Consider the following 22,162-nt stretch of genomic DNA (forward strand, 5'->3'; position numbering starts at 1 on the left):
CGGCTGGGGCGCGGAGGCAGCGGGTTGCGGCGGCGCCGGCGCAGGTCGTACAGGCTGGGATGGCGCGGAAGCGGGCTCCTGACGCACGGCTCCCGTACCCGTGGCGTTGTTGATCATGGCTTCGTTGCGCAGCAGCGTATTGACGGTCACAGTGCTCGGTTCGGCCTGCGACTTGCGTTCAATGTGCTGCTGTTGCGATTCGTTACGGTGGCGCGTCACACCCAGCTGGTGCGCGAGACGGTCCACTTGCGCCTTGAACTGCATGATCTTCTCATTGTCGCCCTTTTGGATGGCGGCAATGAAGTCGCCGACCTGTTCCATTTGCACCCACAGGTTGGCGCGCAGCATGATCAGGTCGTCGAGACGGTTGCCGAGCATGCGTCCATAGGCGGCGAGCACGGCGTTGCGGTGCGTGTCGTCGAGCTGGGAGAAAATCCATGCCAGGTCGCGCGCCGGATCGTTGATCTGCATGTGCTGCCAGTTGGTGATGGTGGTGATCGTCGAACCCGAGAAAATGAAATCGCCGTCGCTGAAGCCGCCGTGGACTGGGCAGGTTTCAAACGACCACAATCCCTCGGTTTCCATGATGCGGTCCCAGTTGTTCGTGATTTCCTGGGGAACATGGCCAGCCGCACGCAGGCGCTGGATCCACGCGACCAGCTGCATGCGGATCTGCTCGGTCGTGTACGCCGGGTAGCGGGAGTCGACAATGAATTTGGGTCGCATGCGGTGGATTGTGGCGATCGCCGTGCCGATGCTCGCGCAATCATTGAGCGTCAGCAGGTCCAGCGAACGCGACTGTCCGTCGGGGTGGCGCGTGATGAGTACCGTGGGACGGCTCAGGTCGTTGGCTCCGTTCGCCGCGGAAAACGCGACAATTTGGTCAATATTGAAACTCAGTCCCGCGAACTCGCGCGAGATTTCGATCGCGGCCGCGGCCCGCGTGCGGTTCGTCAAACGTTTCTTTCCGGCGGGCATGCGCGACGCGTACACGTTGTAGAGGTTGCCCTGCGTATCTTGTACTACGGCCTGATCAATTCCAGCGTCTTCGTCGGTTTGATTGCGCTGCTCGCTCGTGCGCACGCCGGCCACATTCAGATTGGGCATAGCAGACGATGCCAGCGCCGCCAACATAAGATTGTTACGTTCCATCACATTCTCACATTAGTACATAAAAGAGCGCGAAGCTCCCCGTATTCTTCTCCGTGACAAGAGTAGATGATTTTCTCGACGCGCCGGGCCAAGACCGGCCATGCCACAATAGGGTGCATGGATGCTCAATCGCTGCTTGCAGGTTTGGACGACGCGCAACGTGCGGCGGCCAGTAGTGTGATGGGCCCCGTACGCATTATCGCGGGCGCCGGCGCCGGAAAGACGCGCACGATCACACGGCGTATCGCCTACGGCATCGCTTCGGGCAAATGGGAGCCCGGACGCGTACTCGCCGTTACCTTTTCGGTAAAAGCCGCCAACGAGATGAAAAGCCGCCTGGCGGGATTGGGCGTGACCAACGAGGTGCGGGCCGCGACGTTCCATTCGGCCGCTTTGCACCAGCTGCGCGACGTGTGGAGCGACATTTGCGACGGCGACTTCCCCTATATCAGCGAACGGCAGACGGAAACCGTCCAACGCGCCGTGGCGCGCGCCCTCAACATGCAGGATCCCGATCCCGTGACGGTGCGCGACGCGCATGCGGAAATCAACTGGTGCAAAGTTTCGCTGATAGCGCCAGACGACTATGCGCGCGTGTGCGCCGGGATCGGCAGGACCGCGCCCGCGGGATTGGACGCGCAACAGTTCGCGCGCGTCTACACGATGTACGAGCAGGAGAAAACAAGCCGCAACGAAATCGACTTCAACGACATCCTGCTGCTCGCAAGCCATGTGATCGAGGCGTTCCCGCAGGCCGCGCGCAAAATCCGTTCGCGTATCGGCTGGCTGACGGTGGACGAATACCAGGACGTGTCACCGTTGCAGCATTTGCTGATGACACGGTGGCTGGGGGACAACCGCAACGTGTGCGTGGTAGGGGATCCCGCGCAGACGATCTACTCGTTCGCGGGCGCAACGAGCTATTATCTGACGCATTTCGCCGACGAGTTTGCGCCGTTGCACGCCAATATCACGTTGGATCGTGATTATCGTTCATTGCCCGCCATCATTCACGCAGCCAACCAGGTGCTCAGCATGTCTCCTGAGCGCGGCGACTATTTGCGCTTGCATGCGGTGCGCGAAGGCAGGCCGAACGTGACGCGCATCCGTTACGCGACGGACGAGGAGGAGGCGCGCGCCGTGGCACACATGATCGAGCAAATCGTGGCCCATGGCGGCAGCGCCGCGCAGTGCGCGATCCTGACGCGCATCAACGCGCAGCAGCCCATTTTTGCGCGCGCGCTTAAGGAACGGCATATCGCGTACCAGCGCAAGCGCGACACGAATTGGCAGCAGACAGCGTTAAGCGACGAGTTGCGCGAGGAACGCGAGCGGCTCATGCAAGCGGAGCGAGAGAATTCGGCCGAGGCGGAATCGGCGGCCGAGAGCCATATGGCACATGTGGGCGAAGACCGCGCCGCCGCGCAAATTGCCAAACTCGAGGGTCTTCATGTGGACCATGACGGCGGCAAAGTGACGATTTCCACAATCCACGCGGCCAAAGGCCTCGAATTCGACCATGTGTTTCTTGTAGGGTGCTCTGAAGGGTTGCTGCCGTTCGGGGCTCTGCAAGACGAGGACCATATAGAAGAGGAGCGCCGGCTCATGTATGTGGGCGTCACCCGCGCGCAAGACACGTTGCACATGTCGTATGCGGAACGGAAAAACGGCCAGATTTCCATGCGCCGCGCTCCCAGCAGATTCGTAATCTGAAGATTCGCGATCTTGAATTATCTATCGCAGCCGGTATGGCCCGAATTTATTCGCCCGAACCGGACTGCGGTTTCTCGTCGTCGGAATCCGTGGGATCCGTGGAATCCGTACCGTTATCGGACTCTTCCGCAGTGTTCTGCGGATCGTCCGAAGACTCGGCTGACGAATCTTCCTTAGGCTCCTCCTGCTTGGGATCGCTCAGCTCGCCATTGAGCAGCTTGCTGAGCTCGTCATCCCAATCAATGTTGGCGCCCTTGGACGCGGACTGCGCCTGGTCGGCGCTTGCTGAACCGGCGCCCGCGCCATTGGCGGAACCGGAGGCCGCCGCGGACTCCTCGTCGGGGAGTGCCGGCAACAGATCCGGATGGCTCCACTTGGCGTCGCGCGCGTCGGCGCCCTCCAACGTGAGCTGCTCCCACAAAGCCGCCGCCTCGCGCATGCGCTTGGGGCGCAGTTGCAGGCCCATCAGCGCCTCGAACGTGCACTCGGCCGGGCCGCCCACGGCGCGTTCGCGGCGCATCATTTCCCGCAGCTGTTCCATATGGGCAATATGCGGCATGCCGGCGCGCCACACGACGCAGTCGACCCAGCCTTCCACCAGGGCGAGCAGCGTCTCGATGGAACGCATCGCGGCGCGCTGTTCCGGAGTGTCCGTAATGCCCACATTGGCGAGGTTCACGGCGCCCGAAAGTGATTCGGGATCCATGGCCGCCGCCTCGCGAAGCTGTTCCTCCATGGCGTCCATGTCGATCGTGATGCCGCGCGCGTACTTGCCGAGCAGCGCCTCGAAACGCGGCATAAGCCACGGCACGTTCGCGTACAGGCGCGCATAGGCGGCCTCATGCAGCGCGAGGAATTCCATGACTTCGGTTTCGTCAAGGTCAAGGGACTTGGCGTACTCCTTCACGTTCTGCACGATCAGGCCGCCCGCCGGGTTGTTCAACAGCGCAATGCCCTGGTCGAAGCTTCCGCGCACTTCGCGGCTCAAATCGCCGGCCGCCTGGCCCAGCTGCATGGCGTAAGACGTGTTGGCGAACAATTTCATGATCTGCTTGGGATCCTTCATGTTGTCCGGAATCGGGATCGGGACGGGGCCTGCGAACATGCCCGTGATTTCCCCCTGCATGGCGTCGCCCAGACGCTCGGAAATCACGGACGTGAGCGCCTCGTTCATGGACCGCGCCACGGGAGCGGCGAAATTGGCCCACGAATCGATGGTGCCCTCGACCCAGCTGTCGCGCGTCAACGCTTCCGCCTCTCCGGCGGGAGGGTTGAACTCGCAAGCCGTGTCGAGCCACAAGTTCACTTCGCTCATGATGCGGCGCATCTGCGCGCCGTCGGTGGCGGACACGCTTGTGTCGCTGCCGGACGCGTTGGCCTGCTGCAATGCCAGCGACTTGGCCAGCGCGATATTGATGGGCCCCTGGTCCACGGCGTTTTGCATGCCCGTAAACGAATTGAGGCCGCCGGCGTTCATCGCCTGCATCATCGCACGCATGCGCGCCGGATCCGGCAATTCCCCTTGGGACGCCAACTGTTCACGAATCTCGGGCGGAAGCTGTTCCAACTGTTTCCAAGCCATTTCGCCCTGAACGGGACCGAAACATTCGATCAACCACTGGTGGATCGCGTTGTCATCCATAGTATCTTCCATCCATTCACATTCAATGAGTAGTACTCAACATGATGTTCAACCGCCATAAGGCGCATTGTGTTCCCGTTTACGCTGCAGATTCACAATAACGTCAACTTCGTCAATACTATGGAAGGCATGTCAACATTGCACACCACAGACGTTCCACCGTCCCAGGCCGGGCAGTCCCCGGACGAATCCCGGCATGCGCGCGGGGGCGTGCGCGCATTCTTCCATGGCAAACCGCGCAAGTATTTCGTAGGACTGTGCGCCGTGCTGCTCGGCGTGGTCATCCTGTGCCTGCCGAGCGCCTATGTCATGGAAATGCCCGGGCCGACGGCCAACGTGTTGGGCAAGGACGAGGGCAAGGAAATCATCAGCGTACAAGGTGTGCCCGTCCACAAGGACACGGGCAAGCTGCTGCTTGTGACGGTCAACGCGTCGGGAGTGCCCGGATATCCCGTGACCAACGCGCAAATCGCGTACGCATGGCTGAGCGGACACATGACCGTAATGCCGCGCGAAGCCATTTTCCCCGTGGGCCAAAGCGCCGAGGAATATGAGCACGAGTCCGACAAGGAAATGACCACGTCGCAGGACGACGCCGTTGCCGCCGTACGCAATTTCGCCAAATCGCACCACATCGATACCGACGGCATGAAAGTCACGATGCATGTGGACGACATCGGCGGCCCGTCCGCGGGCATGATGTATGCGCTGGGATTAATCGACAAGCTGACGCCCGTCAAGGAGGTGAACGGCACAGTAATTGCCGGCACGGGCTCGATCAACGCGGACGGCAAAGTCGGATCCATTGGCGGCATTGATCTGAAAATGCTGGGCGCCAAGCGTGACGGCGCCACGTGGTTCCTGGCCCCCGAATCAAACTGTGACGAAGTGGAAGGCCATGTGCCCGGCGGATTGCGTGTCGTGAAAGTCGCGACGCTCGACGAGGCGTATGACGCGCTTGTCACCATCGGCAACGGAACGGCGCAATCATTGCCAAGTTGCAGCGCCAAGCAGTGACATACTGCGCCACGGTGCACAAAATCGGCGGGTAGGTATTTTTCCGCGCGAAAAATAGGTTCGAAAATCGCGGGAAAAATATGGAACGGAAATGTGCTGTTCCCGCCGTTTTGCTATATTGGCGAACGTGAACCAAACAGCATCTAAGAAAGCCGAGGAGTTCGGGTTCCACGCCGGAGACATTGTCCAGGAATGGCTCTGGGACGACGACGTGGACGATTCGATCCGAGAAAAAATTGAAAATCTGACTGGTGAAGAACTGGTCGATGAGGACTATGATTCCGCTGTGGATGGTGTGATCCTGTGGTGGCGTGACGGCGACGATGAAGATGAGCTGTCGGACACCATTGTGGACGCCTATGCGGTATTGGGGGAAGATGGTCCGCTGTGGGTACTGACACCGAAGCCGGGCCGTCCGGGTGCTGCAAGTTCCATTGTGGTGCAGAATGCGGCAAAGACCGCCGGCATGAACGCCGCGATGCCGCTTACGGTAAGCGACGATTGGAACGGCATTCATCTGCGCGCCTTTGGTAAGGGCCGCTGATTCCGGCTGTCAACTACAACGTTACGGGTTTCGCAATACTATCGATATATTTGATATATTTTGATATGTTGCGGAGCCCGTTTTTCTATTGCCGTAGCTTTATTTTCTTGGTTTTCGTGGGCTTACCGATTCTTCTGATCTTCTTAATCTCCCTGACGCCGCGTAAAAAATTGCAATTAACGACTAAACCGCGCTTTTCGTGCGTAAAAATCTGCAATTTACTAGTTAGACGACGATTTTTCACGTGAATTTTTGCAGTTTGCTCGTTAACTGCGGTTTTTAGTCGAGACACGCCGTAGAATGCGAATGAAAAGCGCGGTTAAGGCGTTATTTGCGGTTTTTCACGTGAATAATCGTAGGTTTATGAGTAATCCGCGTATTTTTACGCAACTAACGAGCAAACCGCAAAATTTAACGGTCAAAAACTGCAGATAACGCGTAATCTGCGTATATTTACGCAGCTAATAAGGGAACCGCAGATTTTAACGGTCGGAAAATGGAAGACGGAATACGGCAATAAAAAACCGCCGGAGTCGAACATGATCTCCAGCGGATTGACAGTGGGCGATAAGAGACTCGAACTCCTGACATCCACCGTGTAAAGGTGGCGCTCTAACCAACTGAGCTAATCGCCCGCGAAGAGACACTATACACTACATTTAAAATTTGTACCACCGGCGTGGCGGGATTGCTACAATAAAGTATTTTCTAGCGTGATCGCGTCGGCTCAGTCACGTAATCTGTTGCATATATGGCAATTTGTAGGGAAGGACGATAGCTTATGGCTCAGGATCAGCAGTCTGAGAAAAGCACGTCTGGCATTGAGCATGCCAAGAAAAACAAATGGGGATACGACCCGCGACAGGTCGATGAATTCTTGGAAAAAGCCCATGCCCAGTACGAGGCTGAAGGATTGAATCTGACACAAGGCGAAATCCAGAACGTGTCGTTCGACCTTAGCAAGGGCGGCTACGTCATCAGCCAGGTCGATGCGACGCTGGAACGCCTGGAACGCGCGGTAGTGGACAAGCAGACGTCGTACGAGATCGCGCAAAGCGGCCGCGTGGCATGGAAGGCGCAGACCGAAGAACTGTTCCGCCAAGTGCGCGATCATGCCAAGCGCGCTGAAGGCCAGCGTTTCGCGCCAGGCAAGGGCAAGAACCCGTCGTACGACCGCAAGCAGGTAGACCGCCTGATCGACGGCATCATCACGCGCGCCCAAGTGGATCTCGATGAGCTGCCCGAAGGCGAGGAACTGACGGCCGAACGTAGCAAGGAACTCGACAACATCACGTCGTCGAGCGTGGCGAACACCGTGTTCACGCAACGCAAGGGCAAGCATGGCTATGACGAACGTCAGGTGGACTATTACCTCAATTCGTGCGTGGAACTGCTTAGCCGCCTCGAATCGTATGAGCGCATCGCCGACTATGTGAATTCGGACGCCGCGGACCGCATCGCCATCGTGAACTCCGCGCAGGGCACGAACTCGCTGTTCAGCAGCGCCCAGCCGTCCACCGTGGCGGCTGCGGCGGCAGGGGCTGTCCAGTCCGTCAAGACGGAGCCGACGGAAAACTTCGACGAGCTGCAGAAGGCCGAGCAGGCGATGTATGAAACTTCGCTGCATACGAGCGACGAAGGCACGAACGTCTATGAAACGGCCTCACTGGTTTCGCACATGCCGCAGGAGGCCGCGGCCACGACCACAGCCGCAGCCGGAACCGCATCCGCAGCTACGCAGACTCCAAACACTTCAGGAACTTCGGCATCCGTGCAAGCTCCGTCCGCCTTCGAGAGTGCCACGGAAACGGAAACGGTTTCCGTAGGCGAGACTACGGCCGCATGGAATCCTCTCGAAGACATGGAAGAGGACGCGGTCCCGCCAAGCTTCACGCCCGCGGAAACCAGCCACACTTCTCGTGGCGCGCGCCATGCGGCCCACGCCGAGCATGCCGCCGGATCCCATGCCGCGCAAGCGGACAATAGCCAGCCGCGCATCATCGCCGAAGCCGAGGAAGTGTCGGTTACGGCCCCCGCGCAGTCCACTGCGTCCGTGCTGCCGCAAGACGCCATGAACGACCATATTCACGGCCACCAGTCGGATTCGCTGAGCGCCCTGGCGCACATGGTCCAGGCCACGCAAGTGTCCGCGCAAGAAGCGGCCAACATTCCCGACCTGCCCGTCAACCATCACCACGATGGCGACCAGGGCCAGAAGCCGGGGGAGCAGACCTCCAACATTTCGTTCCGCTCGCTGAACCCGCAGAGCGAATCAATCCATATCGAGATCCCGGATTTGTCGTTCCCGACTTTTGACGACGATTCCGAGGGAAAGTCACAGCAGTGATACAGCATCAGACAGTAGTTATTCTCGGATCCACCGGCTCCATCGGCACGCAGGGACTCGACGTCATCGCGCGCCACCGCGACCGTTTCACCGTAATCGGTCTGGCCGCGGGCGGCAGCCACGTGAAATTGCTCGCCCAGCAGGCCGCGCAGTTCAACGTGCCGGAAGTCGTGGTCGCCGACGAATCCAAAGTCGCCGAGCTGCGTGAAGCGCTCGACGCCGCGGGCGCCAGCTTCACGCAAATCCGTGCCGGCCGCGAGGAAGTCAACGCTCTGGCCGCAAGCGGCGCCAGCGTAGTGCTTAACGGCATTACGGGCTCCATCGGACTCGAACCGTCTATCCACGCGTTGAAAGCGGGCTCCCAGCTGGCGCTCGCCAACAAGGAATCCGTGGTGGCCGGCGGCCATCTGCTGTTCAGCGCCCAGATCCGCGACGCACAAATCAATCCTGTCGACTCGGAACATTCCGCCATCTGGCAGAGCCTGCGTTCGGGCACGCATAGCGAAGTCTCGCGCTTGATTGTGACGGCTTCGGGCGGCCCGTTCCGCGGCTGGACTCGCGAACAAATGAGCACGATTACGCCCGAGCAGGCGCTCAACCATCCGACTTGGAACATGGGGCCCGTCGTGACGATCAACTCGTCCACGATGATGAACAAGGGCCTGGAAGTCATTGAGGCGAGCCGTCTGTTCAATATTGACGCCGACCACATTACGGTGACCGTGCACCCGCAGTCGATTGTGCATTCGATGGTCGAATTCCGCGATGGCGCCACGATTTCCCAGGCTTCGCCGCCCGACATGCGCCTGCCGATCGCGCTGGGCCTGTCCGCGCCCGAGCGCATGGGCGATGTGGCCGCGGGCTGCGACTGGACGAAGGCCGCCACATGGACGTTCGAGCCCCTCGACAACGAGGCGTTCCCGGCCGTGGAGCTGGCACGCCACTGCCTGAAGGCTTCAGAGAAGCACACGACGGTACTCAACGCGGCCAACGAGCAGGCCGTGCATGCGTTCCTCGAGAAGCGCCTGCCATACTTGGGCATTGTGGACACGGTCCGTGAGACCATTGACCATTTGGATGCCGAGCTGTCCGGAAATCCGCTGTTCGAAAACGTGGCGGAAATGGAAGAGCTTGAGGATCACGCCCGCCGCGTCGCCGACGAGCTTATCGACAATCGCTAAACACAGCTGAAATTACAAAGTTATTAATGGGGTGATGTGATGGACACGCAGTCCATCGAGACAAGCGCGGCCGAAGAGGTCTCGCACGAGTTCCGTAAAACAGGCGTAGCCGGTATCAGCGAAAGTCCGCTGCACCCGCGCCACCAGACGCGCCGCATCATGGTCGGTCCCGTTCCGGTCGGCGGCGGTGCGCCGATCTCCGTACAGTCCATGACGAACACGAAGACGGCGAACGTGGGCGCCACGTTGCAGCAGATCGCCGAGTTGACGGCGGCCGGTTGCGATATTGTGCGCGTGGCCGTTCCGACCCAGGATGACGCCGACGCGTTGCCGCGCATTGTGCAGCAGTCGCCGATTCCCGTGATCGCCGACATCCATTTCCAGAGCAAGTACGTGTTCCAGGCGATTGACGCCGGTTGCGCCGCGGTGCGCGTGAACCCGGGCAACATCCACAAGTTCGACCAGGTGGGCCCCTCGATTTGCCAGGCCGCCACGGACGCGGGCATTTCGCTGCGCATTGGCGTGAACGCGGGCTCGCTTGACAAGGAGCTGTACGAGAAGTTCGGCGGCCCGACTCCCGAAGCGCTGGTCGCGTCCGCGCTGAAGGAAGCGCGCATGTTCGAAGACGTCGGCTTCCATGATTTCAAGATTTCCGTAAAGCACCACGATCCCGTCACGATGGTGGAAACCTACCGTCTGCTCGCCTCCAAGGGCGACTGGCCGTTGCACTTGGGCGTCACCGAAGCTGGCCCCGCATGGCAGGGCACGATCAAGTCGTGCCTCGCGTTCGGCGCGCTGCTGGCGGAAGGCATTGGCGACACGATTCGCGTCTCGCTGTCCGCGCCTCCCGTGGAAGAAGTGAAAGTCGGATGCAAGATCCTTGAATACTTGGGCTTGCGCCAGCGCCACTTCGACATTATTTCCTGCCCGAGCTGCGGCCGTTCCCAGGTGGACGTGATCGCGCTGGCCAACGCCGTGACGGACGGCTTGAAGGAAATTACGGCCCCGATCCGCGTGGCCGTCATGGGCTGCATCGTCAACGGCCCGGGCGAAGCCCGCGAAGCTGATCTTGGTGTCGCCTCCGGCAACGGCAAGGGACAGATCTTCATCAAGGGCAAGGTTGTGGAAACCGTGCGCGAAGACCAGATTGTCGAAACACTGCTCAGGTACGCCAACGACATGGCGGCCAACATGCCGGTGCAGGAAGGCGTTCCGCAGTCCGGCCCCGTCATCGTCCCCGTCCACGCCTGACAGGCGTTTTCCGGCCGCCACGACTTTTAGGTGGCGGCCAAACCATCTGCCCGACGGACGACGGTTCCTGTAATCTGTTGGTGTGAATCAGAGAAACGAACCGAACGGACAACAGACGGCAGGATGGACTCGAGCGCGACGGATGATGGTCGCGCTTCCCATTTTTATTGTGCTGATGGCCGTGCTTATCGGCGTTTCCATGAACACGCGCGTCAAATGGGACTATGAGCCCACGGGTCAGCATCTGCAAACCTTGGCCAGCAGCACGGCCATCTCGTTTGCCAACGCCAATGGCGAAGGCGCCGCAAACCTTCCCGCCCGTGACACCTATGAGGTGCAACAACACTATGAAACGCTTGACGTGCGCGAACCGTCCACAGGGGACGTGCAGCATATCAAGATTCTCGTGCGCGAGCCCAAAGCGCCGCACGTCTCCAATCTTCCGGGCGTCGTATTCATGCATGGTGCCGGTTACGGCACGTGCGACAACTCGTTCGGCGATGTGGCCACGGCGCTGTCTTCGGCCGGCATAGTGACGGCCGTGCTCGACAAGCCCGTGTGGAACACCAACGACGCCACACGCGACTATCCGGGATCGGCCTACGCCTACGACCAGGTCATCAACCTCGTACGCGGCATGAGCAACGTGGACGCCAAAAAAGTCGGCATCTACGCCACCTCGGAAAGCACGTGGATCTCCTCCTACCTGCTGGAACAAGACCACAACATCGCGTTCCAAGTGTTGCTCAGCCCCATGGTGTTCTCGCCGCGCGTGGCGCTCGGATTCCTCGCCGCGCAAGACTTCGCGCTGGCCGGCGCCCATGACGGCTACCAGTCCATCGTGCGCCGTGTCTTCTCCTTCGACACGGCCATGTTCGGCCTGACCAACATCGATCTCAACACGTTGAACCCGCAAGCGTACTCCATACCCACGCTCGTGGCCTACGGCTCCAAAGACGTCATGACCGCACAAGTCGAAGGCGTCAAGGAAATCCTGAAAAACGCCCATGAAGCCGGCAACCGCAACGTGACGATCCGCTCGTATCCCGTGGCGAACCACGTGCTGCGCCTGGGCAACGAAGCGAACGCGGGCACGCCGCTAGCCGACAACTACGTCAACGACGTGATCGCCTGGACCAACGGCACGGCCGACGGCCTGAAAGAAACCACGCCAGCCATCGCCGGAAGTGAGCTCTACCAGTCCATCGCTGTGCCCACCGACCTGCACGCGCAGCGTTCCATGACCATCTATGCCGTCGTCATCCACCTGCTCATGGCGCTTATGCTGGTCGTGACGCTCATTATCTGGCTTGTCGCCGTAATCCGCTGGATCGTCGACCGCGTACGCAAACGCCCGCGCCACAGCACGCTTGGCTTCCAAAACGGGTTCGGCAAGGCCATGCTCACGCTTTCCGTGGTGACGATGGCCATGCTCGTGCTGTTCTTTGCGGGATTCGGCGAAGTGGTTATGGGTGTCGTGCAACTCGCATGGGGATCGGCTCCGACCGACGACCCCGGCGTCATGTACTGGAGCTGGCCCGTCATCCAAATCGTATGCGTGGTAGTGGTATGGGCCTGGTCGCTCGTATTCCGTCGCATGATCGAAGTCGCGTCGCTGCGCGGCATCGCGCAATGGCCCATGCGCAAAGGCGCGGTCCGTGAAATCGTACGCGGCGAACGTCCCGTGCTCGCCACCACGCGCTTGGGACGCGTACTGTTCTGGGTGAGTGCCGCCACGATGTTCACGATCCTGCTTGTCTTCGCGTTTTGGGGAGTGTTTGTGTACTGATGCCACGGCTATATCGAGATGAAGGCATAGTGTTGCGCACCGCCAAACTGGGGGAGGCGGACCGCATCATCACGCTGCTGACGCAGCACCACGGCAAAATCCGCGCCGTCGCCAAAGGCGTGCGGCGCACCAAATCACGCTTCGGAGCGCGTCTCGAACCGTTCATGCGCGTGGACATGTTGCTCAGCCAAGGCCGCACGTTCGAAGGTATCCGCCAAGTCGAATCGCTGAACGTGTACGCCGACCCGATCTCGCGCGACTACGAATCTTTCACGGTGGCCAGCATCATTGCCGAAACGGCCAACGACCTCGTGTCCACGGAACACGAACCCGCTTACGCGCAGTACCGTCTGCTTGTCGGGGCGTTGCACGCGCTCGCCAACCGGCGCCACCGAGCCAACGCGATCGGCGAATCCTATGTGATGCGCGCGCTGGCGCTCGCCGGCTGGACGCCGCGCCTCGACGCCTGCGTGGTATGCGGCACACAAGAAAACCTGCGCTATTTTTCCAGCCGCGCCGGCGGCGTGATGTGTACGCTCGACCACACGCCCGATTCGAGACCCGTATCCGCCGTTTCGCTGCGCCAGTTGCGCGCGCTGCTGGACGGCGACTGGAACGAGCTGGACCGCAACGAGCTGGAGCCCGCCACCATGCAGGCCGTGGAGCATTGGGCGCAAACGATTCTCGAACGGCCGATTCGTTCGATGCGGCTGTTAGATTAACGGTATGGCTTTTGAACATGTCGATACTACGTCGCTGGACATTCCGGCGGCCCCATTCTCGGATCCCTCGATCATTCCGGATTTTCCCAAAAACAAAGTGCCGCGCCATGTGGGCGTGATTATGGACGGCAACGGCCGTTGGGCGCAACAGCGCGGCCTTATTCGCACGGAAGGCCACAAGGCCGCCGAGCCCGTGGTGTTCGACACGATTGCCGGTGCCATTGAGGCGGGCGTGCGCTATTTGAGCCTGTACACGTTCTCCACGGAAAACTGGAAGCGCAGCCCGCAGGAGGTGCGTTTCCTCATGGGCTTCAGCCGTGACATCATTCGTCGCCGTGTGGACCAGATGAACGAGTGGGGTGTGCGCGTGCGCTGGAGCGGCCGCCGTCCGCGCCTGTGGAAGTCAGTGATCGACGAGCTGGAAGTGGCCATGGAAAAGACCAAGCACAACAAGACGCTTGACGTGGTCTTCTGCATCAATTACGGCGGCCGTGCGGAAATTGCCGACGCCTGCGCCGAGATCGCCAAGGAAGTGCGCGACGGCAAGATTTCCGGCGACAGGGTCACGGAAAAGATGGTGGCCGATCATCTGTATAATCCGGACATTCCCGATTGCGATCTCGTGATCCGCACGTCCGGAGAACAGCGTACGAGCAACTTCCTGCCGTGGGAAGCCGCCTACGCCGAGCTCGACTTTGTGCCCGAGCTGTTCCCGGACTGCGGCCGCAATGTGCTGTGGCGTTCGATTGACGACTACATCCATCGCGACCGCAGGTTCGGTGGCGTCAAGAAATGACGCCATGTGAAGCGGTGGCGGAGCTCGTCACTGCTTCACGAATTCGTTCGTGGACATGTCCGCGGCCTTTGGCGCTTCCTTGAGCTTGTTGCCGTTCGCGTCCACATACGTGTCGGACGTGTCGGACAGGAAATCGAAGTAGCGCTGCGTCTGCGTCGTGTCCACCGTGCCGATGGTGAAGGTGCCGTCGGCAATCTTGTTGGCGTCTCCCCAATAGTCGCCGTCGATGATCGTGTGCATGCTCTTCTTGACCATGTCGAGTTCGAGATTGGCGTCAGGAGCTTCCTTCACGAGGATTTCCGAAGCGTCGTCCGGATGGTCGTAAGCGTACTGGTAGCCCTTTTGCGTGGCCTGCACGAATTTCTTGACGGTTTGCGGATGGTTCTTGATCATCTTCTCCGACGTGATCACGCCGATCGAATCGGCGTTGCCCGGAATGCCGTAGTCGGGTTCCGTGAAGCAGTTGAGCGCCGGCCCGTGCAGCTGAGCCTGCACACCTTCCCAAGTCGCGTAGAATCCGCCGAAATCGGCGCGTCCGCTGGTAAGCGTCTGGAACGTGTTCGTACCGGCCGTCACCTTGTCGAACACGCCCTTGCCACCGTCGTTCTGGATCATGCGCTTGACGACGGCGTCCGATTCGCTGGAACCGGCCGTGGCGAACGTCTTGCCGTCAAAATCTTTCGGAGACTTGATCGACGCGTTCGACTTGAGTGCGCACCAAATCGAACTCGGCTTCTGCTGGACCTGCATCACCATCTTCAGATCGCCGTGCGTTTTCGCGTCGTACTGGCTCAGAATAGTCATTGTGGACAGCGCGAAATCGGCGACTCCCGTATCCACGGCCGTTTCGCCGCCCGTCTGGGAGACGGCCACAATATTCACGTTGAGTCCGGCGTCTTTGTAATATCCGAGATTTTGCGCCACATAGACGCCGATATGGTTCGTATCGGGAGTCCAGTACAGCATGAACGTCACGTCGGTCGGATCTTCGGAAGCGGACGACGATCCGCAGCCGGCCACGCCAATAATCGTCATGATGGACGTGAGCGCGGCGATAATCGATACCATAATGCGACGGAAATTGATCATATGTTCCTCACAGAATCGAATGATTATTGAACAGTTGAAGAAAATTTATAAAAATCACAGTTGGTCCGCGTCGGGATCCGCATTGTCCGCAGGATTGCCCAAGATAACGCGTTCCGCGACATGAATGATGACCATAAGTACGACCGTCATGAGCACGATCATGATCGTCGCGGCGAAAATAAGCGGCGTTTGGAACGAATTGTAGGCCGACTGCAGCCAGATGCCGAGTCCCTTGCGCGCGCCCAAATATTCGGCGGTCGCAGCCGTGGCGAACACGTAGGCCGCCGACACGCGCACGCCGCCGAAAATCGCGGGAGCGGCCACGCGCAACTTGACATGCCACAGCGTCCACGAAGGGGTGGCGCCGCATGTGAGCGCCACGTCGGAATAATATTGCGGCACCGATTCCAGTCCGCGCACCGTCTGCACGACGACAGGGAAGATAGCGAACAGGGCCACGATCACGACTTTGCCGACGGGCTCGAATCCGAACCAGATGAGGAATAGCGGCGCCACGGAAATAAGCGGCAGCGTCTGCGCGGCCACAAGCAGCGGATAGAACGCGGCGTGCGCGATTTTGGAACAATACAGGCCGATGCCCAGCAGCACGCCAAGCGCCACGGCGATCGCAAATCCCAGAAATCCCTCCCAGAACGTGACGACGGTGGCCGGCCACAAGGTGGGCCAGGTGCGCACCATCGACTGAACCATGGCGGTGGGAGAGGCGAGCAACGTGGACGGAACATGGCCCTGCACCACCCACACTTGCCAGGCGACGAGCAGTACCGCAACGGTGACGCATGTGGGTACATATCGTTTGAGAGTGCGCGAGGGTGCTGTCGGATGGTTGCGTTGAGCCACGAGACACCTTACTTTCTGCACGATCACGTGCTTGCGACCCGGAGCGGGAAGCGGCAAGGTGAGGAGTCCGCGCGCACCCGGATCAGAAAACTAAACCTATACGTTGCGTCATTGTAAGGTAGGCGGCCAACAAGCGCCGGACACGCGCCCGCGGCCGCCGAGTATCAGTGCTATGAATCAGCGCCACATCCACGCGTGGTCGAACGGGCCCGAGCCCGCGCCAAGATTGAGCATCTGGCGCAACGCACCCGTCAGGTAGCGCTTGGCATGTCCGATAGCCTGCTCAAGCGTCTCGCCCTGCGCCAGGAACGCGGCGATCGCGGACGAGAGCGTGCAACCCGTACCATGCGTGTTCGGATTGGCGATGCGCTCGCCGCGGAACCACGTGACGGAGCCGTCCGCGCACACGAGCGCATCGCTCGCGTCCTGCGTGCCATGGCCGCCCTTGACGAGCACGGCGCAGCCGAACTTGCGCGCAAGACGTTTGCCGGCTTCTTCCATGTCATGTTCGGTGGCAATATCCATGGGCTCGCCGATCGCGCTGAGCAGGACGCGCGTCTCGGGAATGTTCGGCGTGATCACCGTGGCCATCGGGAACAGGCGCGTGACCAGCGCCTCGATGGCGTCGTCGTTGATGAGTTTGGCGCCGCTTGTGGCCACCATTACGGGGTCGGCCACAATGTTGTCGGCATGGTTGGCCTCAAGCGCGTCGGCAACGGCCGTAATGCCCGCAATGCTGGGCACCATGCCGATTTTCACGGCCGCGGGACGAATGTCCGCGAACACGGCGTCGATTTGTGCGGTAATGGCTTCGGGGGAGAGCTCCTCGATCAGCGTGACGCCCGTGGTATTTTGCGCGGTGATGGCCGCCACGGCGCATTCGGCGAACACGCCGCACGCCATCATCGTCTTGATGTCCACGGGAACGCCAGCGCCACCCGAGGAATCCGTCGTGGCCACAGTGATGGCGGCCGGCAGCGTGGTTTCACGCAACTCGGCCGCGGGATGCTCAGGAACCGTGCCGCCGCGCAGCTTGTCCCACCCGTCCACCAACGCGCGTGCGGCACGTTGCGGATCGTGCGCGCCCGCAATCGCGGACACCACAAACCATCCCGCCGCATGTGTGGACGCGAGCAGCGGCAAATCGGATTCGTGCACGCCGCCGCCCACAATCACGGGCAGTTCGGTGGCGTCGCACAGTGCATTGATGCGTTCCGTATCCAACGTGTGCTGCGAACCGTCGGCGTCCACCACAATGCAGTCGGGCTTCGTGGCCGTCTTGTGCAACGGGCCCGCCCCCAGATAATCGACCGTGCCGAACGGCAGCGCGTTGGCGCGCGCCACATCCTCGGCGGTTTTCGCGCTCAATCCCACAATCGCGTCGCGGCCCAGCAAACGGCGTGCTAGCACAGGATCGAGATCGTCCTGACCCACATGCACGCCGTCCACCTTGATGCCCTCGGCGCGCGCCTGTACGGCCGCGTCCACGCGGTCGTCAATGACGAACGCCACCTCCTGCTCACGACTCGACTCGCGGATCACATCGGCGATCTCGCGCACCTCGCGGACGAGCGTGGACACGTCTGCGCCCTTGTCGCGCAACTGCACAAAAGTGATGCCGCCGGCCAACGCCTCGCGCACTACATCACTAAGGTCGCGCCCCGCGCAATCGGAAGGCCCGACCACCAGATACTTGCTGATATCGCATGTGGCGCGCATGGACGCGTATGCAAACTGTTCCATAGATTCCCTGATTTCCTGAATTGTCTGCCGCGGCATGGCGTCACGGCGGCGAAGCGCGCCTAGTCGCGCACCTCGAAGAGTTCACCGTTCGCAATGTCTTCCGGAGCGCACGTCCACAGCGCATCCAGGAACTCCGCTTGGAACGAGCCCGGACCATGGGCGTGTTCGGCCGCCATCTCGGACGCGCGGTTATAGAGCAAAGACGCGGCCAGCGCCGCCGTCAGCGGATCCGTCACGCACAAATATGTGGCCGTCACGCCGCCCAACGAGCATCCCGCGCCCGTAATCTTCGTCATGAGCGGGCTGCCGCCCGGAAGGCGGAACGTGCGATCGCCGTCAGTTACCAGATCGATCGCTCCGGAAACGGCCACGGCGCCTTCGCCGCGCTCGGTCGTGATGAACTGTGCCGCGGCGCGGGCCGCGGCGGCCGCCGATTCCACATCGTCCACGGATTCGACGCCTTCCGGGCGCGACGAGCCATCCGCGCTCTGCAGGCCCCACATGGAAGCCAATGCGATCAATTCCGAAGCGTTGCCTCGCACAATATTCGGCGCGGCGTTGGCCATGTCGGTCAAAATGGCCGTACGGGCGGCGCCAAGGCCGGCCGCCACAGGATCGAGCACCCACATGTGGCCCGATTCCTTGAATGCGCGGACAATGGCGTGCAGCGCGTCCTGGTAGGAGGGCAGCAACGTGCCCACATTGATGTAGGTGGCGCCGGCCACGGAGGAGATCTCCACAATGTCCTGGTCCAGCAGGCTCATGGCGGCGCTGCCTCCGGCGGCAAGCTGCGCGTTGGCCACAAAATTCATCGTCACGAAATTGGTGAACGACTGGGCCAGCGGCGTGCGTTCGCGAACGTCGCGTGCGGCTTGGACGATACGGGCGCGGATTGGATCGTCGGCGTCGACGGCGTGCCACGTGGATGGTGTGATGGTATGAGAAGTCATGATGAACGCTCCCTACGATGGTATTGGCCAACAGGTTCGAAGGGTCCGGGCATACGCCCATCTCAGCTTTTGCGTTGCCGTGTCCCATGTGTGAAACACGCGGCGGCGGCACGAAAAAGCCCCCCCTGCTTACTCTACGAACGTTATGTGCAGAGTAAGACAAGGAGGCGTTTGCTAGATCCGGAAATCTCGCGGATTAGTCGACCGTGTCCAGCGAAGACGACGCGTCAAGCCCGATAGACGCGAGTTCGTGGACGCGGACCGACGAAAATACGCAGGATCCGGATTCTGAGACAAGCTCAATGGCGCGCGGCCCTTCGCTTGCGAACGAGTAGGAGCTCATGACCTGCTTGCCGCCGTTGATGTACACTTCCACGCAGCCGCGGTCCACGAACACGTGCAGGTTCAGCGTGCCGCTGGCCAGTTCCTCGGCGCTCAACGGCGCCGCGCGGTAGCCCTTGTCGCCGTTCGCCATGGCTTGGCGGTCGATGACGACGCGGCCCAGCTGGGCGTCGAAGACGATGGAGGTGTAGCTGCCGTCCGGCGTGGCGTTCACATGGAGGCCGGCGCGTTCCGCGGTCAGGTTCGCCAGGTCGAGCGTCAGCTCGATTTCGCAAGCCTGCGCGTCCGGCGTCAGCGTGAGCGACGTGTTGGGACGCAGCGCGACGTTGTCGCGTTCGATGGTGCTCGTGCGCAGCTCCTCGGTTTGGGCCACAGGAATGGTGTGGATGTCGCCGTCTTCGCCGAGCACGATTTCGCGCATCAGCGTGAGGTTGCCGCACCAGCCGTCATGCTCCATCGGGATGGGCTGCACGAACGGGCTCATCCAGCCGACCATGAACTGGCGTCCATCCGCCGTGAAGGACTGCGGGGCATAGAAGTTGTGGCCCCAATCCCACAGGCGGAATTCGGTTTCCGGTACGAACTTGCCGCCCGGCGTCCACGAGCCGATCATGTAGCCGGCGTTGCTCACATTGCGGTTCATGAATCCGTCCGGCTTGGCGCCCATGGCCGAGAATCCGATCACCCACTTGGTCTCGCCGTTCTTGTCGGTAAGCGGGAAGAAGTCGGGGCACTCGAGCATGAACACGTCCGGATCCGGGTGCTCGAACAGCACGCCCGCATAGGTCCAGCGCACCATGTCTTCGGAGGTGAACAGCCACATCTGGCCGCGCTTGTCCTTGGAGGAGACGCCGAACGTCATGTACCAGGTGTCGCCCGTCTTCCAGACCTTGGGGTCGCGGTAGTGGTGGTCGACCTCGTCAACGGGGCAGTCGATGATCATGCCGCGCTTCGTGAAGGAAGTGAGCGAATCGTCCTCAGGTTCGGCGAGCATCTGGACCTGCCAGTCGCCGCCCGTGTTGTCCTTGCCGTTGGCCCAACGGTGGCCCGTGTAGAAGATTTTCAGGTCGCCGTTATCGTCCACCACGGCCGAGCCCGAGAAAACGCCGTCCTTTTCCTGTTCGAGGCTGGGCGCGAAAGCGATGGGTTCGCGCTTCCAGTGGACAAGGTCCGTGGAGGAGACGTGGCCCCAGTGCATCGGTCCCCACTGCGTGCCGTAGGGATGGAGCTGGTAGAACACGTGCCAGCGTCCGCCGTAATAGCACAGGCCATTGGGATCGTTGATCCATCCGCCCGGCGAGGCGATATGGAACTTGGGGTACCAGCGGTCGTTGCGGCCCGCGGCGAGCTTGGCCACGCCGCGCTCGGCGAGTGCGAGCTGCTCCTTGTGGTTGGCAATCGGCGTGAGTACCGGCTGGGATGGGGTGAAGTTGGTCATGATTGATATTCCTTGAACGATTCGAATAGTGGTTGTGGACTGCGGCCGGAGGCTCAGCTTGCGTATTCCGGCTGGGCCGCGCGGTTGTCGCGCACCCGTGCTGCGACGCCTACGGGGCTCGTTTCCAGCTCGGCGTCTGGCTGCAGGTTCTCTTCGATGAGTTCCATTTCCTTGCGGTCGCGGTCACGCAGGAACGGATCGCCGTCCACGTGCTCGTCGTCGCGCTTGATGACGAAGAAGCCGTAGATCGTTGCCAGCAGCACGATGCCGCTGATGGACAGGAAGGTGGTGCGGTCGCCGAAGCGGTCGTGCAGCATGCCCAGCGGGGTGGAGAAGATAACCTGGCCGATCTGCGAGGCGATCTGGAAGCCCACCATGTACAGCGTGGCCGAGAGCTTCGGGTTGAAGTGCAGCGTGAAGTAGCGGAACGCCGGCAGGCAGAACAGCGGAACCTCGATGGCGTGGAACATCTTGACGATGGAGATGGCTACCGGGTCGTGGAAGATGCCGCACAGGCCGATGCGCAGGAACATGACGGTGGCGCCCAGCAGCAGCGCGTTGCGCACGCCGATCTTGCGCATGATGATCGGGACGACGCCCATCATCGCGGATTCGCAGAAGACCTGGATGGAGTTGAGCACGCCGTAGACCGTGTTGCCCGTTTCAATGCTCGGGAACAGCGAGGCGTAGTAGGTCGGGAACATCTGCTGGTCGAAGACCGTGTAGAACGTGTTGGTCAGCAGCATGAAGATGATGAGCACCCACAGCGTCGGCATCTTGAGCACGTTGGCCATGTCCTTGAAGGACGGGTTGGACTTCTCGGCGTTCGGGTCGGCCGCTTCCTTGAGGGCCTGGCGCTGCTCGGCCGGGTACCACGTGAGGTACACGATGAGCATGCCCACGCCGAATGCGGAGCCGAGCCAGAAGTTGATCATCGGGTTGATGTTGAAGACAATGCCGGCGATCAGGGCCACAATGGCGTAGCCGAAGGAGCCCCATGCGCGGGACTGGCCGTATTCGAAGCCGAACTTGCGGCTGTAGCGTTCGGTAAGCGCTTCAATCAGCGAGCATCCGGACATGAAGCCGGCGGAGAGCACCACGGAGCCGATCAGGGCGGCGGCCATGATGTTCGTCTGCATGAGCGGCGCGTACACGAACTGGACGAAGGGGCCGATCAGTGCCGCGATGGTGGCGATGACGACCACGAGACGGCGCTTGATGCCCAGGTTGTCCTGGATGATGCCGTAGCCGAACATGAGGATCAGCGTGGCCAGCGAGTTGATGGAATAGACGGTGCCGACTTCCGCGCCGTTCAGGCCAATGGTATTGAGCCAGCGCTGGAAGAAGGACCACCAGATGCCCCATGAGCAGAAGAACAGGAAAATGCCAAACGAGCTCTGCAAATAGGACGGGTTGGACCAGATTTTTGCGGTCTTCGGTTTATTCACCATGGTGACACCTCGTCGTTGAGATCACGGAATAATGGACAAACTTCAGGAAAAAGATTCCTACTGCGAAGTTCTTGCTTACGAATATAACGCGTCAAACGTTTGACGTCAAACGATTGACGCACTTTCTTCACGAA

At 60.8% G+C, this 22,162-nt stretch carries 17 protein-coding genes, 1 tRNA gene and 1 pseudogene; 9 read left to right on the top strand and 10 right to left on the bottom strand.

Features of this window, described 5'->3' with window-relative positions; translation table 11 throughout:
- The coding region (locus tag BMAGN_RS00885; protein ID WP_193345724.1) for a phosphotransferase at positions 1 to 1,152 on the bottom strand (1,152 nt) is incomplete at its 3' end.
- Positions 1,153 to 1,269: 117 nt separating this feature from the next.
- On the opposite strand from BMAGN_RS00885, the gene BMAGN_RS00890 reads away from it, so the two are divergent.
- The gene (locus tag BMAGN_RS00890; RefSeq protein WP_022859541.1) at positions 1,270 to 2,865 is read left to right on the top strand and encodes an ATP-dependent helicase; all 1,596 of its coding nucleotides are present in this window, start codon (positions 1,270 to 1,272) and stop codon (positions 2,863 to 2,865) included.
- Positions 2,866 to 2,911: 46 nt separating this feature from the next.
- On the opposite strand, the gene BMAGN_RS00895 is transcribed toward BMAGN_RS00890, so the two are convergent.
- Entirely contained in the window at positions 2,912 to 4,507 is a 1,596-nt protein-coding gene (locus tag BMAGN_RS00895) for a zinc-dependent metalloprotease (RefSeq protein WP_022859542.1), read from the bottom strand.
- A gap of 129 nt (positions 4,508 to 4,636) precedes the next feature.
- Between BMAGN_RS00895 and BMAGN_RS00900 the strand changes: the two genes are divergently transcribed.
- Both BMAGN_RS00900 and BMAGN_RS00905 read left to right on the top strand, forming a co-directional pair.
- The gene (locus tag BMAGN_RS00900) at positions 4,637 to 5,524 is read left to right on the top strand and encodes a YlbL family protein (RefSeq protein WP_026501955.1); all 888 of its coding nucleotides are present in this window, start codon (positions 4,637 to 4,639) and stop codon (positions 5,522 to 5,524) included.
- A 127-nt stretch (positions 5,525 to 5,651) separates the two neighbouring features.
- Positions 5,652 to 6,068 (top strand): DUF3052 domain-containing protein, encoded by a 417-nt coding sequence (locus BMAGN_RS00905; RefSeq protein WP_026501956.1) that lies wholly within the window; start codon positions 5,652 to 5,654, stop codon positions 6,066 to 6,068.
- A 561-nt stretch (positions 6,069 to 6,629) separates the two neighbouring features.
- Here the strand turns inward: BMAGN_RS00905 and BMAGN_RS00910 are convergent.
- A tRNA-Val gene (locus BMAGN_RS00910) sits at positions 6,630 to 6,703 on the bottom strand.
- Between the two features lie 146 nt (positions 6,704 to 6,849).
- On the opposite strand from BMAGN_RS00910, the gene BMAGN_RS00915 reads away from it, so the two are divergent.
- The 6 genes from BMAGN_RS00915 to BMAGN_RS00940 all read left to right on the top strand — a co-directional run bounded on the left by BMAGN_RS00915 (position 6,850) and on the right by BMAGN_RS00940 (position 14,154).
- The gene (locus BMAGN_RS00915) at positions 6,850 to 8,415 is read left to right on the top strand and encodes a DivIVA domain-containing protein (RefSeq protein WP_022859545.1); all 1,566 of its coding nucleotides are present in this window, start codon (positions 6,850 to 6,852) and stop codon (positions 8,413 to 8,415) included.
- Positions 8,415 to 9,596, top strand: coding sequence for a 1-deoxy-D-xylulose-5-phosphate reductoisomerase (gene dxr / locus BMAGN_RS00920; protein ID WP_026501957.1), 1,182 nt, complete (start codon positions 8,415 to 8,417; stop codon positions 9,594 to 9,596). Before BMAGN_RS00915 ends, dxr begins: the two co-directional genes overlap by 1 nt.
- Before the next feature lie 39 nt (positions 9,597 to 9,635).
- Entirely contained in the window at positions 9,636 to 10,847 is a 1,212-nt protein-coding gene (gene ispG / locus BMAGN_RS00925) for a flavodoxin-dependent (E)-4-hydroxy-3-methylbut-2-enyl-diphosphate synthase (RefSeq protein WP_022859547.1), read from the top strand.
- Positions 10,848 to 10,992: 145 nt separating this feature from the next.
- Positions 10,993 to 12,636, top strand: coding sequence for an alpha/beta hydrolase family protein (locus BMAGN_RS00930; RefSeq protein WP_026501959.1), 1,644 nt, complete (start codon positions 10,993 to 10,995; stop codon positions 12,634 to 12,636).
- Positions 12,636 to 13,358 (top strand): DNA repair protein RecO, encoded by a 723-nt coding sequence (gene recO / locus BMAGN_RS00935; RefSeq protein ID WP_022859549.1) that lies wholly within the window; start codon positions 12,636 to 12,638, stop codon positions 13,356 to 13,358. Before BMAGN_RS00930 ends, recO begins: the two co-directional genes overlap by 1 nt.
- Before the next feature lie 4 nt (positions 13,359 to 13,362).
- On the top strand, positions 13,363 to 14,154 hold the full coding sequence (locus BMAGN_RS00940; protein ID WP_022859550.1) for an isoprenyl transferase: 792 nt from the start codon (positions 13,363 to 13,365) through the stop codon (positions 14,152 to 14,154).
- A gap of 27 nt (positions 14,155 to 14,181) precedes the next feature.
- Here the strand turns inward: BMAGN_RS00940 and BMAGN_RS00945 are convergent, their stop codons facing one another.
- From BMAGN_RS00945 to BMAGN_RS00970, 7 genes and pseudogenes are all read right to left on the bottom strand, one after another.
- Positions 14,182 to 15,243 carry an ABC transporter substrate-binding protein gene (locus BMAGN_RS00945; RefSeq protein WP_022859551.1) on the bottom strand — a complete coding sequence of 354 codons (1,062 nt, stop codon included), beginning with the start codon at positions 15,241 to 15,243 and terminating at the stop codon, positions 14,182 to 14,184.
- A 54-nt stretch (positions 15,244 to 15,297) separates the two neighbouring features.
- Positions 15,298 to 16,104 (bottom strand): ABC transporter permease, encoded by an 807-nt coding sequence (locus BMAGN_RS00950; RefSeq protein WP_022859552.1) that lies wholly within the window; start codon positions 16,102 to 16,104, stop codon positions 15,298 to 15,300.
- A 177-nt stretch (positions 16,105 to 16,281) separates the two neighbouring features.
- Positions 16,282 to 17,136, bottom strand: a complete 855-nt coding sequence (thiD, locus tag BMAGN_RS08635; protein ID WP_338010442.1) for a bifunctional hydroxymethylpyrimidine kinase/phosphomethylpyrimidine kinase — start codon at positions 17,134 to 17,136, stop codon at positions 16,282 to 16,284.
- A gap of 69 nt (positions 17,137 to 17,205) precedes the next feature.
- A pseudogene (locus BMAGN_RS08640) lies at positions 17,206 to 17,883 on the bottom strand (thiamine phosphate synthase); the annotation flags it as partial.
- Between the two features lie 23 nt (positions 17,884 to 17,906).
- On the bottom strand, positions 17,907 to 18,797 hold the full coding sequence (gene thiM, locus BMAGN_RS00960) for a hydroxyethylthiazole kinase (protein ID WP_022859554.1): 891 nt from the start codon (positions 18,795 to 18,797) through the stop codon (positions 17,907 to 17,909).
- Positions 18,798 to 18,993: 196 nt separating this feature from the next.
- The gene (locus BMAGN_RS00965; RefSeq protein ID WP_022859555.1) at positions 18,994 to 20,577 is read right to left on the bottom strand and encodes a glycoside hydrolase family 32 protein; all 1,584 of its coding nucleotides are present in this window, start codon (positions 20,575 to 20,577) and stop codon (positions 18,994 to 18,996) included.
- A gap of 53 nt (positions 20,578 to 20,630) precedes the next feature.
- Complete coding sequence (locus tag BMAGN_RS00970) at positions 20,631 to 22,028, bottom strand: MFS transporter (RefSeq protein WP_022859556.1); 1,398 nt, start codon at positions 22,026 to 22,028, stop codon at positions 20,631 to 20,633.
- Positions 22,029 to 22,162: the final 134 nt, after the last annotated feature.

This window comes from Bifidobacterium magnum, from assembly GCF_000741255.1.
Taxonomy (GTDB): domain Bacteria; phylum Actinomycetota; class Actinomycetes; order Actinomycetales; family Bifidobacteriaceae; genus Bifidobacterium; species Bifidobacterium magnum.